The 14,633-nt window shown below is 66.9% G+C and carries 15 protein-coding genes and 1 pseudogene; 6 read left to right on the forward strand and 10 right to left on the reverse strand.

Going from position 1 to position 14,633, the window contains the following annotated elements; translation table 11 throughout:
• The first annotated feature begins 38 nt into the window (after positions 1 to 38).
• Both AB0B25_RS06650 and AB0B25_RS06655 read left to right on the forward strand, forming a co-directional pair.
• A complete protein-coding gene (locus tag AB0B25_RS06650) occupies positions 39 to 1,511 on the forward strand; it encodes an NAD(P)/FAD-dependent oxidoreductase (protein WP_357175705.1) in 1,473 nt (490 codons plus the stop codon).
• Between the two features lie 5 nt (positions 1,512 to 1,516).
• Positions 1,517 to 2,437, forward strand: a complete 921-nt coding sequence (locus tag AB0B25_RS06655; RefSeq protein WP_357175779.1) for a short-chain dehydrogenase/reductase — start codon at positions 1,517 to 1,519, stop codon at positions 2,435 to 2,437.
• A gap of 225 nt (positions 2,438 to 2,662) precedes the next feature.
• On the opposite strand, the gene AB0B25_RS06660 is transcribed toward AB0B25_RS06655, so the two are convergent.
• A complete protein-coding gene (locus tag AB0B25_RS06660) occupies positions 2,663 to 3,460 on the reverse strand; it encodes a putative protein N(5)-glutamine methyltransferase (RefSeq protein WP_357175708.1) in 798 nt (265 codons plus the stop codon).
• A 112-nt stretch (positions 3,461 to 3,572) separates the two neighbouring features.
• Positions 3,573 to 4,445 carry a YdcF family protein gene (locus AB0B25_RS06665; RefSeq protein ID WP_357175711.1) on the reverse strand — a complete coding sequence of 291 codons (873 nt, stop codon included), beginning with the start codon at positions 4,443 to 4,445 and terminating at the stop codon, positions 3,573 to 3,575.
• Between the two features lie 209 nt (positions 4,446 to 4,654).
• On the opposite strand from AB0B25_RS06665, the gene AB0B25_RS06670 reads away from it, so the two are divergent.
• Positions 4,655 to 5,509, forward strand: coding sequence for a bifunctional 5,10-methylenetetrahydrofolate dehydrogenase/5,10-methenyltetrahydrofolate cyclohydrolase (locus tag AB0B25_RS06670; RefSeq protein ID WP_357175714.1), 855 nt, complete (start codon positions 4,655 to 4,657; stop codon positions 5,507 to 5,509).
• 83 nt (positions 5,510 to 5,592) lie between these two features.
• Here the strand turns inward: AB0B25_RS06670 and AB0B25_RS06675 are convergent, their stop codons facing one another.
• The 3 genes from AB0B25_RS06675 to AB0B25_RS06685 are packed head-to-tail and all read right to left on the reverse strand — an operon-like array spanning position 5,593 to position 7,243.
• A complete protein-coding gene (locus tag AB0B25_RS06675; RefSeq protein ID WP_357175717.1) occupies positions 5,593 to 6,336 on the reverse strand; it encodes a hypothetical protein in 744 nt (247 codons plus the stop codon).
• 18 nt (positions 6,337 to 6,354) lie between these two features.
• Entirely contained in the window at positions 6,355 to 6,849 is a 495-nt protein-coding gene (locus AB0B25_RS06680) for a L,D-transpeptidase (RefSeq protein WP_357175782.1), read from the reverse strand.
• Complete coding sequence (locus AB0B25_RS06685) at positions 6,818 to 7,243, reverse strand: helix-turn-helix domain-containing protein (protein WP_357175719.1); 426 nt, start codon at positions 7,241 to 7,243, stop codon at positions 6,818 to 6,820. The genes AB0B25_RS06680 and AB0B25_RS06685 overlap by 32 nt, the downstream gene beginning before the upstream one ends.
• A 74-nt stretch (positions 7,244 to 7,317) precedes the next feature.
• Here AB0B25_RS06685 and AB0B25_RS06690 point away from each other — a divergent pair, with 74 nt between their 5' ends.
• Positions 7,318 to 8,220, forward strand: coding sequence for an NADP-dependent oxidoreductase (locus AB0B25_RS06690; RefSeq protein ID WP_357175721.1), 903 nt, complete (start codon positions 7,318 to 7,320; stop codon positions 8,218 to 8,220).
• Positions 8,221 to 8,278: 58 nt separating this feature from the next.
• Here AB0B25_RS06690 and AB0B25_RS06695 read toward each other — a convergent pair whose 3' ends face one another.
• Complete coding sequence (locus AB0B25_RS06695; RefSeq protein ID WP_357175723.1) at positions 8,279 to 8,938, reverse strand: cyclodeaminase/cyclohydrolase family protein; 660 nt, start codon at positions 8,936 to 8,938, stop codon at positions 8,279 to 8,281.
• Between the two features lie 150 nt (positions 8,939 to 9,088).
• On the opposite strand from AB0B25_RS06695, the gene AB0B25_RS06700 reads away from it, so the two are divergent.
• Complete coding sequence (locus AB0B25_RS06700) at positions 9,089 to 10,126, forward strand: LLM class F420-dependent oxidoreductase (protein ID WP_357175726.1); 1,038 nt, start codon at positions 9,089 to 9,091, stop codon at positions 10,124 to 10,126.
• 48 nt (positions 10,127 to 10,174) lie between these two features.
• Here AB0B25_RS06700 and AB0B25_RS06705 read toward each other — a convergent pair whose 3' ends face one another.
• Together AB0B25_RS06705 and AB0B25_RS06710 are read right to left on the reverse strand one after the other, a co-directional pair.
• On the reverse strand, positions 10,175 to 10,513 hold the full coding sequence (locus AB0B25_RS06705) for an STAS domain-containing protein (RefSeq protein WP_357175785.1): 339 nt from the start codon (positions 10,511 to 10,513) through the stop codon (positions 10,175 to 10,177).
• A gap of 252 nt (positions 10,514 to 10,765) precedes the next feature.
• Positions 10,766 to 11,665, reverse strand: a complete 900-nt coding sequence (locus AB0B25_RS06710; RefSeq protein WP_357175728.1) for a LysR substrate-binding domain-containing protein — start codon at positions 11,663 to 11,665, stop codon at positions 10,766 to 10,768.
• 101 nt (positions 11,666 to 11,766) lie between these two features.
• On the opposite strand from AB0B25_RS06710, the gene AB0B25_RS06715 reads away from it, so the two are divergent.
• Positions 11,767 to 12,483, forward strand: coding sequence for an SDR family oxidoreductase (locus AB0B25_RS06715; RefSeq protein ID WP_357175730.1), 717 nt, complete (start codon positions 11,767 to 11,769; stop codon positions 12,481 to 12,483).
• 119 nt (positions 12,484 to 12,602) lie between these two features.
• Here AB0B25_RS06715 and AB0B25_RS06720 read toward each other — a convergent pair whose 3' ends face one another.
• Together AB0B25_RS06720 and AB0B25_RS06725 are read right to left on the reverse strand one after the other, a co-directional pair.
• Complete coding sequence (locus AB0B25_RS06720) at positions 12,603 to 14,159, reverse strand: GMC family oxidoreductase (RefSeq protein ID WP_357175733.1); 1,557 nt, start codon at positions 14,157 to 14,159, stop codon at positions 12,603 to 12,605.
• Positions 14,160 to 14,174: 15 nt separating this feature from the next.
• Positions 14,175 to 14,633: pseudogene (locus tag AB0B25_RS06725) on the reverse strand (4-hydroxyacetophenone monooxygenase); the annotation flags it as partial.

Consider the following 14,633-nt stretch of genomic DNA (forward strand, 5'->3'; position numbering starts at 1 on the left):
TTCGGCGGGCAGCGGGGCCCGTGGGTGAGAGGAAAGACATGACGGTGGCAGCCGATCCGGAACACGTCCCGATCCTGGTGATCGGGGCGGGGATCGCCGGGGTGGGGCTCGCGGTGTCGCTGCGCGACGCGGGAATCGACGATTTCGCGGTGCTGGAGCGCGCCGCCGATCTCGGCGGGACCTGGCGGGCGAATACCTACCCCGGCTGCGCCTGCGACGTGCCGTCGCAGTTGTACTCGTATTCGTTCGCGCCCAACCCGAACTGGTCGCGCACCTACGGCACCCAACCGGAGATCCTGGCTTATCTCCAGTCGGTCGCGCGACGCCACGATGTAGTGCGGCACATGCGTTTCGGCACCGAACTGTTGTCGGCCCGATGGGACGACACCAGAAGTCGGTGGCGGATGAGCACCACTCGCGGCGAACTGACCGCCGATGTGGTGGTGTCGGCGGTGGGACCGTTCAGCGAGGCGCAGATCCCGCGGCTCCCCGGCGCGGAGACGTTCGAAGGGACTCGGTTCCATTCGCTGCACTGGGATCACGAACACGATCTGACCGGCGATCGGGTCGCGGTGATCGGCACCGGCGCTTCGGCAGTGCAGTTCATTCCGGAGATCCAGCCGACGGTGGGACGCCTGACCGTGTTCCAGCGTTCGGCGCCGTGGATCGTTTCGCGGCTGGATCGGCGCACGCTGGCCGCCGAGCGAGCATTGCTGCGCCGTATCCCGATGCTCGGCAAGGCGATTCGCGGTCTCTACTACACCGGCATCGAGGGATTCGGCCTGGTCGGTTTCGTAGACAAGCGATTCCGACACCCCTATGAAGCGCTGGCGAAACTCCAGTTGCTACGCCAGGTTCGTGACCCGGCGCTACGCCGCAAACTCACCCCCGACTATGTGATCGGCTGCAAGCGCGCGATCTTCTCCGACGCCTATTACCCGGCCCTGACCAAGCCCAACGTCGAGGTGGTCACCGACGGCATTCAGGAGATTCGCCCCCACTCTATCGTCACCACCGACGGTACCGAGTACGAGGCGGACACGATCATCTATGGCACCGGATTCGGCGTGCCCCCCGCGATCTTCGACCGCGTGTACGGCGTCGACGGACGATCGATCGGGGATCGCTACCGGGAACGGCCGAGCAGCTACCTCGGTGCGACGCTCGCGGGGTTTCCGAACTTTTTCTGCACGCTCGGGCCGTTCGGGGCCGCAGGCAATCAGTCCGCGATCTATATGATCGAGGCCCAGGTGCGCTATATCGTCGATGCGGTGCGCACCATGCGTGCGCGGAATATCCGCCGGATCGACGTGCGCGAAGAGGTCCAGCGGGCTTTCCTGAACGAGGTGACCGAACGCAGTCGCGACACAGCCTGGCTCACCGGCGGGTGTCGTAGCTACTACCAGACCGCCGACGGTGGCAACGCTGGGCTGTATCCGAACTGGAGTTTCGAATACCGTCGGCGGACAAGCCGATTCGATCCGGAGTCCTACGAGGTGCGGGTACGGTGAGCACCATGGTCCTCGGCATAGTGCGCGACCTGCTGCTGCTTCCCGCTCAATCGCACGTGGAACCGTTGGACGTCCGAGATCGCGTAGTCGTGATCACCGGCGCGGGCACCGGTATCGGGCGTGCGCTTGCCGAAAAGCTCTACGCCACCGGCGCTTCGGTGGCCTTGATCGATATCGACGAGGCCGCCGCCGCGGCGGTGGGCCGCTCGATGGGGGAGCGTGCGCTTGTGGTGCGCGCGGACGTGTCCGATCGAATCGGTATGCGCGAAGCGATGTCCAGGGTGCGTCAGCGCTTCGGCCGGATCGACGTGGTCGTGGCCAACGCGGGCGTGGTGCCCGAACCGGCGACGATTCGGACGATGAACCCCGCTGATTTCGACCGGGTCATCGGCATCAACGTCACCGGCGTGTTCAATACCGTGCATCCGGCACTGGATGACGTGGTCGCCGCCAAGGGGCATGTCGTTGTGGTCTCCTCGGCAGCGGCGTTCGCGCCGGGTATGGGTGGTTCGCCCTATATGGTGAGCAAAGCCGCGGTGGAGCAATTCGGGCGGGCGCTGCGCGTCGAGTTGGCCGCGGTCGGCGCCACCGCGGGGGTGGCGTATTTCGGCATCGTCGAGACCGCGATGACGCACGGCACGCTCGACCAGGACGAACTCGGCGCCGACCTGGGCGCGCTGCTGCCCTGGCCGCTGAATCTGCGGATCACTGTGCGCGACGCGGCGGAATCCATCGCGCAGGGTATCGCGCGCCGCGCGCCGCGCACTATCGCGCCGCCGCAGTGGGAGCCCTATGCCTTGTTCCGCGGCGCGATCAACGTGGTGCTGGACAGTCGGCTCGCGCGCGACCCGCGGGTGCACGCCTTGATCCAACGCGTCGAACAGCGAATCGCCGAGAGTCGTCCGGTCAGCCCGGTGCCGCGCTGATTCGCGTGGCTCAGGCGCGCCGGGAAGGCGTGGCGGTGGGCCCGGACAGATCTTTGGCAAGCGCAGCGTAGCGCGCGCCGGCTCGGGTGCGCGTGCGGTCGGGCAGCGCTGGGATACATCGGTGTCGAGAGCGAGGAGTGGCTGCTCGACGTCGCACGCTCGTGCCCGGCGCGACCCCACAGCCGTGGTGTCTGTGGTGGTGAGGCGGCGCCGCACGACCGTGGCCTAGTCGCGGGTGCCGATCACGACGGTGGCGAAGTAGTCCTCGGACTGGGCGATGCGGCCCGCGAGTCCGCGCTCGGCCAGAACCGATATCGCCACGGGCCCCTGTTCTTCGCTGGTTTCGATCAGCAGATGGCCGCCGGGGGCGAGCCAGGATCGGGCGGCGTCGGCCACGCGGCGGAAGATGTCCAGACCGTCGGATCCGCCGTCGAGGGCGGTGCGTGGTTCGTGATCGCGGGCTTCCGGCGGCATCCGCGCGATCGCCGCGGAGGGGACATAGGGGGTGTTGCACAGCAGGATGTCGATGCCTCCGCGCAGGTCTACCGGCAGGGCATCGAAGAGGTCGCCCTCGTAGACCGGGGCGTCGAGCGGGGTGAGATTGCGGCGCGCGCAGTCGACCGCGACCGGATCGATGTCGGCGGCCGCCAACGTCACCTGGCGGGACTCGTCCGCGAGAATCGTCGTCAGTGCCAGCCCCAATGCGCCCGACCCGCAACACAGGTCGACGACCACCGGGTGGCCGGTCCTCGAGCGGATCAGGCCGACCGCCTCGTCGACGAGAAACGCGGTCCGTTGCCGCGGCACGAAGACGCCGGGGCCCACGGCGACCCGGAGACCATGAAATTCGGCCCAGCCGAGCAGATGCTCCAGCGGGGTGCCGGAAACGCGCTGGGCGATGAGCACCTCCAGCGTGGCGCCGGTCTCCGCGGCGGCGGCGATGAGCAGCCGCGCCTCGTCTTCTGCGAACACGCAACCTGCCGCGCGCAGTTGAGCGACCACATCGGTCCTTCGCGCTGACATCACCGGCACATCCTGCCGTGCGGCCTCGTGATTCGCCACCGGTTTTCGGCGCGCCCGACAGCGGGGATCCGAGCCCTCCGGGGTGCTCGGGCGGGTGCGGATCCCCGGTCGGTCAGTGTGCGGTGCTGAGCTGGAAGGTGCGCGTGGCGTCGAGGTAGATGCCACGTTGGGCCTGCTTGCCCGGCGGCGGTAGTTGGGAGACCAGCTGTTCGAGCGAGGTCATCGCGCCCACGACGTGCGTGCCGGCGACGATGAAATCGGCGACGGCGCGCCGGATATGGTTGGGCGAGGTGACCACGACCGCGCTCGTAGCACCCACGTCGCGCAGCATCCTGGTGCTGAACACGGCGTTCTGCACGGTCGATCCCGCGCGGGACTCCACACTGATCCGCGACTGCGGCACGGCGTGGGCGACCAGCCAGTGACGCATGGCCTCGGCCTCGGTGATTCCGTTCTGCGGATTGCCGCCGGTGACGACGATGGGCGAGAGCGGAGCGGCGATCGACTGCAGCCAGGCGGCGGTGAGCCGGTTCTCCAGTTCGGGGCGCAGCGCTCCGTCCGGGAGCAGACCGTACCCGAGGACGACGATGCCGGTCTGCGGCCCGACCAGTGCGGGCAGTGGATTCGGCAGGGTGCCGACCGCGGCGCGGACCGCGCCGAGGACATTGTGGGTGCCCTGTGCCATGGCCGGATCGACGACGTTCAGCCGCGCGAGGGCGTCGGCGAGCGCGGGCAGGTCGCCCGCGTAGTCGGACCAGATCGCCTGCAGGGCGAGCGCTTCGGCGTGACCGGGGTCGGCGCCGATCAGGGTTCGCAGGTCGGCACGACCCGCAGCGTCGTCACCGTTGGTGAAGTTGCGCAGGGCGGAGTTCAGGAGAACGTCGGTGTTCGGCGCGGCGTACGCGGGAACACCGGCCAGACCGGTGAGAGAGAACGCCGCGAACGAGGTCGCGACGAGGAGTTTCCAATGCCTCGAGATCTTCACTACAGTCGACACCTTTCCGCCGATCAACGGGTTGGCACGTGCTGGCAGTTAGCCGTGGGCAAACAACGATGACGATACTGTGGTCATCCTTGATTTCGGGTGATTGCTGGGCGGGTTCCGCGACCGAGTTGCCGGCGTGCGGACCCGCCGGCGCAGTGGATAGGGCGCGCGCACACCTCGTCGCGGCGGCCGGGATAGGGTGTGTCAACGTGGATACCGTTTCGCTGTCCGGCAAAGAACTCGCCGCCGCTGTCAATGCCGATACGAAGGCCCGCGCCGCCGCGCTCGGCGACGGCGGCGCCGCGCCGCGCCTTGCCCTGGTCGTGGCGAATGACGACCCGGCCAGCGCCTGGTACGTCAACTCGCTGCGCAAGGCCGCCGAGCGACTCGGAATCGCCTGCGACACCGTCGATCTCGGAGCGGATGCGAGTGCCGATGCGATCCGCGCCGAACTCGCCGCGCGTGGGGCGGATGCTGCCACCGACGCGATCATGCTGCAGACTCCGCTTCCGACGGGCATCACTCTCGACGACGTGAGTTCCGCGATCGTCGCGACCAAGGATGTCGACGGGGTGAGCCCGCTGTCGCTCGGTCTGCTCGCCGCCGGACTCGACGGTTTCGTCCCCGCCACTTCCGAGGCTGTGGTCGAGCTGCTGAAACAGCACGAAATCCCACTCTCCGGCCGCCATGTCGCGGTCGTCGGTCGCTCGAATATCGTCGGAAAACCGCTCGCGCAGTTGCTGCTCGCCGAGGACGCCACCGTGACGGTGTGCCATTCGCGCACCGCGGATCTGGCCGCAGTCACCGCTGCCGCCGATATCGTGGTCGCCGCGGCGGGCCGGATCGGCCTGGTGTCCGGCGAGCATGTCCGTGACGGCGCGGTGGTCATCGATGTGGGCACCAACGAGGCGCCCGACGGCAAGATCGTCGGCGATGTCGACGCAGACTCGGTGCGCGGTAAGGCCGCGGGGCTCAGCCCGGTCCCGGGTGGAGTCGGCCCGGTGACGACAGCCCTGCTGATGCGTCACGTGGTGGTGGCCGCGGAGAACGCGCGCAAGAACTGAGAGGCGGTGCCACAGCGGCGATTTCGCTTCGTAGGCCGCGGTGCGTCCGCACGGTACTCGGCCGATGTTCGTGCGGTCGCGGCTCAGCCGCGGCTGATGGCACTGATCAAGGTGCGGCTGCCGTCTGTGGTCGTGGTGACGATCTGCGGGTTGTAGGCGAGCGGGTCGTGGCCGGGACGGTGTTCGGTGATGACCACGACGTATTGGCCCACGAAGGCGCCGGGGGTGATCGCCAGGCAGTGTGTTGTACCGGCGGGGATCGAGTCGATGCCCTGTTGGATGGCGTCGGCGGTGGGGACGGCGGCGGTCGCGGTGGCGGCAGCGCGGGCCTGCTCGCCTGAGCGAGTGACGTAGTAGGCGTGCTGAAAAGCGAAAATCGCGGCGGGTCCGGAGTCGAAGCCGCCCACGCCGTTGCCTTGGATCCGGTTGCCGACCCGTTCGGCGGCGCATCGGGTGGCGGGCGCTGCCGTAGCCGCGTTCGCCTGGGTCGGCGCGGATCTATCGGCCTGCTGGTCGACGCCGTCGCCCCAGAAGTGGGTGACGGCGGCGAAGGCGAGTGCGGCCGAGCCGAGGGTGCCGAGCAGCGGTGGTGCCCATCGGCGTTTCGCACGCAGTGAACGGGAGCGATCGATCAGGCTGTCGAATTCGTCCTGGTAGGACTCGAACTCGGGCTCGAACGCCGGCTGTGGCGCGCCAGGCGGCCGGTCGACCCACGTGGACCAGTCACCCCGGTACTCCTCGTCGTCCACCGGCGGCCGACCCGGTCTGATGAACCGGGAATCCATCCGGTCGTAGCCGGGTCTCGCGCTCATGTCCGGTCGATCCATCGCCCCACCTTCATCAGGTCACACCGTCGAATTGTCCGCACTGTCCGCGGGACGTCCGTCCGGCCGAGTGCGGGATTGCTCCTCGGGAGAATACTGCCCGCTTGCCGAACTCTGTTCCCGCCGCGCCTCGAACCGCCTTCGATCGACGAGGTAGCTCACCGGTGCGCGATCCCCGGGTCGCCCATGCCGATGGTGGCGATCCCATTCGGCGTCGGACGGGGCGAGAGTGACGCAGCCGTGGCTGACGTACGGATTGCCTTGCTGATCCGCCGACCACGGTGCCGAATGGATGAAAACGCCACCCCAGGTGGGGCATTCGGCGAACTCGCCGTTGATGATGTAGCCCGCCGCCGAGCTCAGCGGGATTCCGGCCGGATCCGAACGCTGTGTCGCCGACGGCTCCCGGTGGGGAGCGACGGGACCAGGGCGGCTGCGGCACGGCTGTTCGAAGGGAGCGTGCGAAGCGGGGTCGCCCCGCGACTCAGCGGGACGCGGGGGATCTGAGCGGCTCAGGGTCGGACGAGACCCGCGCGTCGAAGTCCGCTCGCGCGGTCAGGATCTGGTCCTGATGCCGGACGGCCCAGGTGCCCATGGCGTGGCTGAGTTCGCTGATGCTGGCACCGAGTTCGGTGAGGGAGTACTCCACCCGAGGCGGCACAGTGGGGTAGACCGCTCGGCGGACCAATCCCTCTCGCTCGAGGTTGCGCAGGGTGCGGGTCAGCATCTTCTGGGTGATGCCGTCCAGGCGGCGGCGCAACTCGTTGAAGCGGATCGGGCCGTCGTTACCGCGCAGGACGCTCAGCACGAGCAAGACCCATTTGTCGGCAAGGACGGTGAGCACCTCGCGCGCTGGGCAGCGGTGTAGGTAGCTCTGCACCAGGCTGGAAGAACTTGCCTGGTCACTCATGGTATCCAATGGGTACGTCGGTATCGAGAAGGTGCCTTCTTTCCAAAAGGTACCATGCGCCGGAGAATCGTCGCATGCTCGCGATTACCCAGACACGTTTCGGTGGCCCAGAAGTGCTCGACATCGTGGAGGTCGACAAACCGCGTCCCGGCGTGGGGGAGATACTGGTGCGGGTCGCCGCGACCAGCGTCAACCCGGCCGACTGGAAGGTGCGTGCCGGGCTGGTCGACGGGTTGGGCACACCGCCGCTCACGCTCGGCTTCGACGTTTCCGGTATCGTCGAGGAACTCGGCCCCGGCGTAGACCGGTTCGGAGTGGGGGACGCGGTATATGGCATGGTGCTCGGCGGGGCGTACGCCGAATACGTTGTCGCGCAGCCACATACGCTGGCACCGAAACCGCGGACCATCGACCACGCGCACGCGGCGGCCTTGCCGTCCGCCGCGCTGACGGCGTGGCAGGCGCTGGCCGCGATCGGCGCGGGGCAGCGAATTCTCGTGCATGCGGCCGCGGGCGGTGTGGGACACCTTGCCGTGCAGATCGCGAACCATCGAGGCGCGTATGTGATCGGCACCGCCCGGTCCGCCAACCACGACTATCTGCGTGAGCTGGGCGTCGCCGAGCTGATCGATTACACCACAGCCGATTTCGGCACCCTGGTCCGTGATGTGGACATCGTGCTCGACCTGATCGGCGGCGCATACGGCTCCCGTTCGGCGGCGACGCTACGTCCCGACGGCAGATTGATCGACACGCAGGGTTCGGATGCCGGGGCGGATCCGCGCTACGAGCGCTTCTATGCCGAACCCTCCGGGGTGTCGCTGCGGGAGATCGCCACCATGGTCGAGCGCGGGTCTCTGCGCGTCACGATCGACCAGGTATTGCCGCTGGCCGAGGTCGCGACAGCGCACCAGCTCAGTGAATCCGGCCGGGTGCGTGGCAAGATCGTGCTCGCTCCGTGGAATCCGCCCGTCTGAAGCCTGGCGGAACGCCAGTCTCGGGTGCCCTCCGGGCGTCGCCGCCCCGACGCCTGCGCTACTTACGCACCGCGTGCACGACATCGGCATGCAGTGCGTCCGCGCGTGCGGTGAGCTCGTCGATGCGTACCAGGACGGCGGCGAAGCGGTCGCTCTCGCCCGCGGGGAGCGACGCCACGTTGATCTCGATGTTGAGCTGCGAGCTGGCCGCGGCGGCGCGGCAGGCGTCGGCGGCGGCGCCGATATCGGTGATCACATTCGGGTTCCCGATCGGGAACAGCTCGGCGGCCAGCGACAGCACCTCGTCGGCTTCGTCGACCACCGCGGCGGGAACTCGCGCGGCTTCGACCAGCGCGGCGTTGATCGCGGCGGTGCGGGCGGCGAGTCGCTCCGGGCTGTCCTTCGGCAGTTGGTAGGCAACGCCGACGGCGGTGAACGCCGCAGCGTCGGCATCGGCCAGCGCGAGCGCGCGCCCGCGCGCGGCATCGGCGGCGGCGATGATGCGGTCGACCACCGGGCGGTTGTCGGCGTCCTTGGCGCGGGTCGTGTAGCGCGCGACCATCGCCACCAGCGCGGCGCCCTGCGCGGCGTGCAGCGCCGCCACCGCACCGCCGCCCGGGGCGGGAAGCTTGGCGGCCAAGTCGGTCAGGTACTGCGCGAGGGTGGCCTCGCCGAAGGACGACGCAGTTTCCGTGGACGACGTGCTGGTCTGCGACACGAGGATGATGCCTTTCGTTCTGCGGCGAGGAGGACGATCCGGGATAAACGCTACTCGGTTGTGCCGATGGTTCCGGTGGCGACCACTCCACTCGCGCGTTCCCGTGTGGCCGGTGGCGGGCCGCGCGGCACCCTCGTTAGGTTGAGTGCTATGAGGATCGGATTGGGCATCAATTACTCGGGCGGTTTCCAGGAGGCCGCGGCTGAAGTCGCGGACCTGGAGCGGGCCGGTCTGGATATCGTGTTCGTGCCCGAGGCGTACTCGTTCGACGCGGTGAGCGCGCTCGGCTACCTCGCGGCCAAGACCACGCGCGTACAGCTGGCCTCGGGCATCCTGCAGATCTACACCCGGACTCCGAGCCTGACGGCGATGACCGCGGCGGGCTTGGACTTCGTCTCCGAGGGGCGGTTCGTGCTCGGTCTCGGCGCGTCGGGCCCACAGGTGATCGAAGGCTTCCACGGCGTGCCCTACGACGCGCCGATCGGTCGCACCAGGGAGTTGGTCGAGATCTGCCGCAAGGTGTGGCGGCGCGAGCGCCTGGAATACCAGGGCAAGTACTACCAGATTCCACTACCCGACGGGGAGGGCACCGGACTCGGCAAACCGCTGAAGCTGATCAATCACCCGGTGCGGGAACGCATTCCGGTGCTGCTGGCCGCACTCGGTCCGAAGAATGTGGCGCTGGCGGCGGAGATCGCCGAGGGCTGGCAGCCGATCTTTTTCCTGCCGGAGCGGGCCGAGCAGGTCTGGGGCGACGCGCTCGCGGCGGGATTCGCCAAACGCGATCCCACGCTCGGCGAACTGGACGTGTACGCGGGTCCGGCGCTGGCCATCGGCGAGGACGTCGAGCCGCTGCTGCAGTTCGTGAAGCCGCATCTCGCGCTGTACATCGGCGGGATGGGTGCCAAAGGCAAGAACTTCTACCACACCTTGGCCACGAAATACGGCTACGGCGCGGAGGCCGACCGTATCCAGGAGCTGTATCTTGGCGGCCAGAAGGAGGAGGCTGCCAAAGTCGTGCCGGACGACCTGGTGCGCGACATCTCGCTTGTCGGTCCCGCGGGCTACGTCAAGGAGCGGGTCGCGGCCTTCAAGGAGGCGGGTGTCACCGTGTTGAACGTCGTCCCTATGGCGGCGACACCCGCCGAGCGGGTCAGGCTGATCGAACGGTTGCGTGAGCTGGTGTGAGCCGGCCGCTGCCGTTGTCGAGGAGTACGGCAGCGGCAGCGGCCCCGGTCAGCTCAGCCGGAACGCCGCGAGGGCGGCGTCCAGGGTGGAATGTAACGCGAACACCTGATCCAGGCTGGTCATCTTCAGCTGGCGGCTGGTCGCGGGGCCGTCGGCGACGACCGCGATCGAGGTCGCGGCGCCTGCGCGTTGGTGGGCCGCGACCAGCGTCGCCATGCCCGCCGAGGCGAGGAAGCTGACCGCGGTGAGGTCGATGATCAGGGCCGCGGGTTTACCGCTGAGGATGGCCTCGATCGCGTTCTCCAGCGCCGGTGCAGTCGCCAGATCGACCTCGCCGGCCACCGTCAGCACCGTCGCGGCATCGTGCGCCGCAACCGTGGTGGTCATCGTGTCCGCGAGGGGATACGCGTCTCCGGAAGTGTTGGTCACAACATCACAACACACAAATCGCAGCGGATTTGCAACATTTGAGTGTTCATAGAGCTAACGATACCTCGTTCGCTGCCCGGTCTTCCCTGGTAGCTGCGGCGTCCGCGGCCGGTGGTGGCCATCGGCAAACGGATGCGTCGCACCGGTGAGCACTGAGACCGCTTCCGTCAACTAGGCCAGTGACGCACGCACGGGTGTTCCCGGTCTCGGTCATCGATCCCTCGCACCCAGCGCCTCACGCGTGACGGGTGGCCCGAGGGCGGCGGCGAGGTCGGCGAACTCCTCGATCAGCAGGCTGTGTCGGTCTGCGCCCCAGGCCAGGCTCACTTGGTTGGGCGCAATATCGCGCACCGTGAGGTAGGCGATGTCCGGACGTGTGTAAAAGGTCATGACCGACAGTGGAAGAATGACGATGCCGCGGCCCGCGGCGACATGTTCCAGCTTCTCCTCGACGCTGTGGAAGACAGGCACATCCGCTCGCCCGATCCGAAGCTCGGTGGCGACGCCGCGCCATTCGGGCACCAGGTCGGGGACCTGTAACAGGTGTTCGTCGGCGAGGTCGGCGACGTCGACGGTTTTTTTGCCGGCAAGCCGGTGGTCGGCAGAGACCACTACGACCCGCGGTTCGGTGTGCAGCGGTCGCACGGACAGACCCTGCGCGTCGATCGGGAACCGGACAAAGCTGACGTCGACACGGCCGTCATGGATCGCGGTGGTCTGGTCGTCCCAGGTAGTGCGGACCAGTTCGAGGGTGAGGTCGGGATGACGGTCGGCCATGGCCCGCACTGGCGGGGTCACGATGAGACCGGGCATGAAGCCGACAGTAAAGGTGTCGGCTCGGCGGGCCGCGCGTAGCACCCTGCGGCGCAATGCCTGTGCGCCAGCCAGCAACGGGCGGGCATCGGCCAGCAACTGTTCTCCAGCTGGGGTGAGAGCAGTCGAGCGTCGATCCCGCACGAACAGCTGCACGCTCAGTTCGTCTTCCAGCGCCCGGATCTGCCGCGACAGCACCGGCTGGGCGATGTACAGCTGTTCGGCCGCCCGGCCGAAGTGCAGCTGTTCGGCCACCGCGACGAAATAGCGTAGCTTCCGGAGATCGACATCAGCCATTATGCCTTCAGGGTATTACAGCGGCGGAGATAAGTCTTGGACCCGGTTGGTCGCCGAGAGCCAAGGTAGAGGGGCCACTTTGGAACGGAAAGGATCAGCCCATGCCCCTGGCGGGTCAACATGTCGTCGTGCTCGGCGGCACCTCCGGTATCGGATTCGCGGTCGCCTCCGCTGTAGCCGATCAGGGTGCGAAAGTCACCGTTGTCTCGAGCCGCCGCGTCAATGTCGAACGCGCGCTGGCCGCATTGCCCACTGGTAGCACCGGCCTGGTCGCCGACCTCACCGATGACGGCAGAGTACGTGATCTGTTCGGTGAGTTCGGCGCGCTCGACCACTTGGTGTATACGGCTGGTGAGGAGTTGTTGTCGTCCCCGCTGGCCGATCTCGACGTAGCCGCAGCCCGAAAGTTCTTCGAACTCCGCTACTTCAGCATCCTGACCGCGGTCCAGGCTGCGGCGTCCAGGCTGCGGCCGGACGGTTCGATCACGTTGACGACCGGCACCGCGGGTCCGCGCCCGGTCCCCGGTTCGATAGTGCCGTCCAGCCTCTGCGGCGCGATCGAAGCGTTGACCCGTGCCCTCGCAGTTGAACTCGCTCCCATTCGGGTGAACGCCGTCCAGCCTGGTGTGATCCGGTCGCCTTTGTGGACCTTCCCCGACGATATCCGCGACCAGTTCTATCGCGACACGGCGGCGAACACCCCGCTGCGCCGTATCGGCGAAGTCGATGATATTGCCCAGGCATATCTCTTCTTCCTCACCCAGCCGCACGCTACCGGCTCCGTGCTTACCCTGGACGGCGGCGCGGTGCTCAGTTGAGTGACTGAAGCTTCTCTGGACTTATTCTTAGAGCAGTCGACCAGGAGAAGGGCTCTGCGCGATACGGATCGACCTCGGCATGGTGTCGTCTTCGGGCACAGGCCATGCCATGAGGTACTTCAGAACCGATGCTCGGCTTTGATGAATTGCGCAGCGCGCTCGCCGATCACCACGCACGGGGCCATGGTGTTGGCGCAGGTGACGCGCGGCATGATGGACGCGTCAGCGTCGCGCAGGCGGTCGATGCCATAGACCTTGAGGTGTCCGTCGACCACCGACATAGCGTCGCGTCCCATCTTGGCCGTCCCGGACTCGTGCCAATAGGTCGTCACGGCATTGCGCAAGTAGGTCTCCAGCTCAGCACCCGACAGGCCGCCGCCAGGCATGACCTCGCGCGCTATGAATGGGCGAAGCTCTGCGGAGTTGCCGATCTCGCGCAGCGTTTCGATGCACGCGATCGCGGACTTGAGATCGTCGGGGTGAGACAGCGCATTGGCTTCGATCCGGACTGGGTCGGCGGGATCGGGCCCCGATAACCTCAAGCGGCCGCGGCTTTTGGGGTGCGTCGATGACCCGAACAATATCCAACTGTTATCAGGCAAACCGTATTTCGCTACGTTCTCGGGAGTGGACTTGGGGAAGGGTCCAAAATATGCGAAAAGATCGGGCCCTTCTATGCCTGCGGCTCCAGAGTCCCAGAACAGCGCCGCCCCTGGCTGAGTGCTGCTTCGCAGATTTTCGGGGAATTCCCAGACGCAATCGAAGCCGTAGTGGTCGTGAAAGTTGCGTCCGACCCCGGGAAGGTGCTGGCGGAGGGGGACTCCGACGCGACGCAGTTCGTCCTCGTCTCCGATGCCGGACTGCATCAGGACCTTGGGGGTGTGAATCGCGCCGAGTGACAACACCACCTCGGCGTCGGCGCTCACACGATGGACCGTGCCACCATGGACGACCTCGACACCAGTGGCTCGGTTGCCGTGGAGAGTCACCCGCGTCACAAGCGCATCCGTCAAAACTGTGAGGTTCGGCTTTCCCAGATGCGGGGCGACGTAAGTTCGGAAGACAGACAGTCGCTTCCCGGCATGCCAGCGTAAGTCGGTGACGGCGGCGCCGCAGATGTCCTCCATCAGCCGTCCGTTGGGGCTCTGATAGGTGGGAATCCCGATCGTTCTGGCCGCTTCCACGGTCGCCGCGGCGGCCGGATGCGCGTCAGGAGCCGGTTGTACGAACACCGGTCCCCCCCTACCCCGATGGTGGCGTTCCCCGATGCCCTGCCAATCCTCGATGTCCCGGTACAGGTCCAGGACTTGGTCGTATCCCCAAGCCGGTTCACCGGATTCGGATGCGAAATGGTCCCAGTCGTTACGGTGTCCGCGTGCCCAGATCATCGAGTTGATACTCGAGCCGCCGCCCAGCACTTTGCCCATCGAGAACAATATCGAGCGTCCAAGAAGCCTCGGATCAGGCTCTGACGCGAAACCCCAATCGCGTTCGCTCTCGAGATTCAACGGCCACTGAGGTGCTTCGGTCACGCTGGGAGCGTCATCGGAGCCGCCCGCCTCCAGAAGAAGGACTCTTATGTCGGGGTTTTCCGCCAACCGGCCAGCGATCACCGACCCTGACGACCCGGCCCCGCATACGACGAAATCGTATCGTTCATCCAATTCAGTTGCCACGACTAATCCTCCGATCTAGCTGAACAACGAACTCGGCGATCTGGCTAGACGCGCTTCCTGGTCGGCTGGGAAGGTCGATGTGGTGTAGGCCGCCACATCGAAAGTCTTTGTCATTCTGCGGAATTCGAAGGTGAAATCAGGCCATACCATGGTGTTGTTGCCATGCTTGTCCAGATACCAGCTGGAGCATCCGCCGGTCAGCCATACGGTGCCCGCCATTTTCGCCTGCAGGGTTTTGTTGTAGGCATCCTGCACGTCCCGGCGTACCTCGACGGTACGTAGTTTCATCCGGTCGACGGTGGACAGTGCGTCGGCGATGTAGTTGATCTGTGATTCGAGCATGTAGACCATCGACGAGTGCCCGAGGCCGACGTTCGGTCCGAGTAGGAAGAACATATTGGGGAAGTTGGCGATCGCGCTGCCCTTGTAGCCTTGTTGGCCGTTGTCGTCGAATACTTCCGACAGGGTGCGGCC

The sequence above is a fragment of the Nocardia sp. NPDC049190 genome, assembly GCF_040648115.1.
Taxonomy (GTDB): Bacteria; Actinomycetota; Actinomycetes; order Mycobacteriales; family Mycobacteriaceae; genus Nocardia.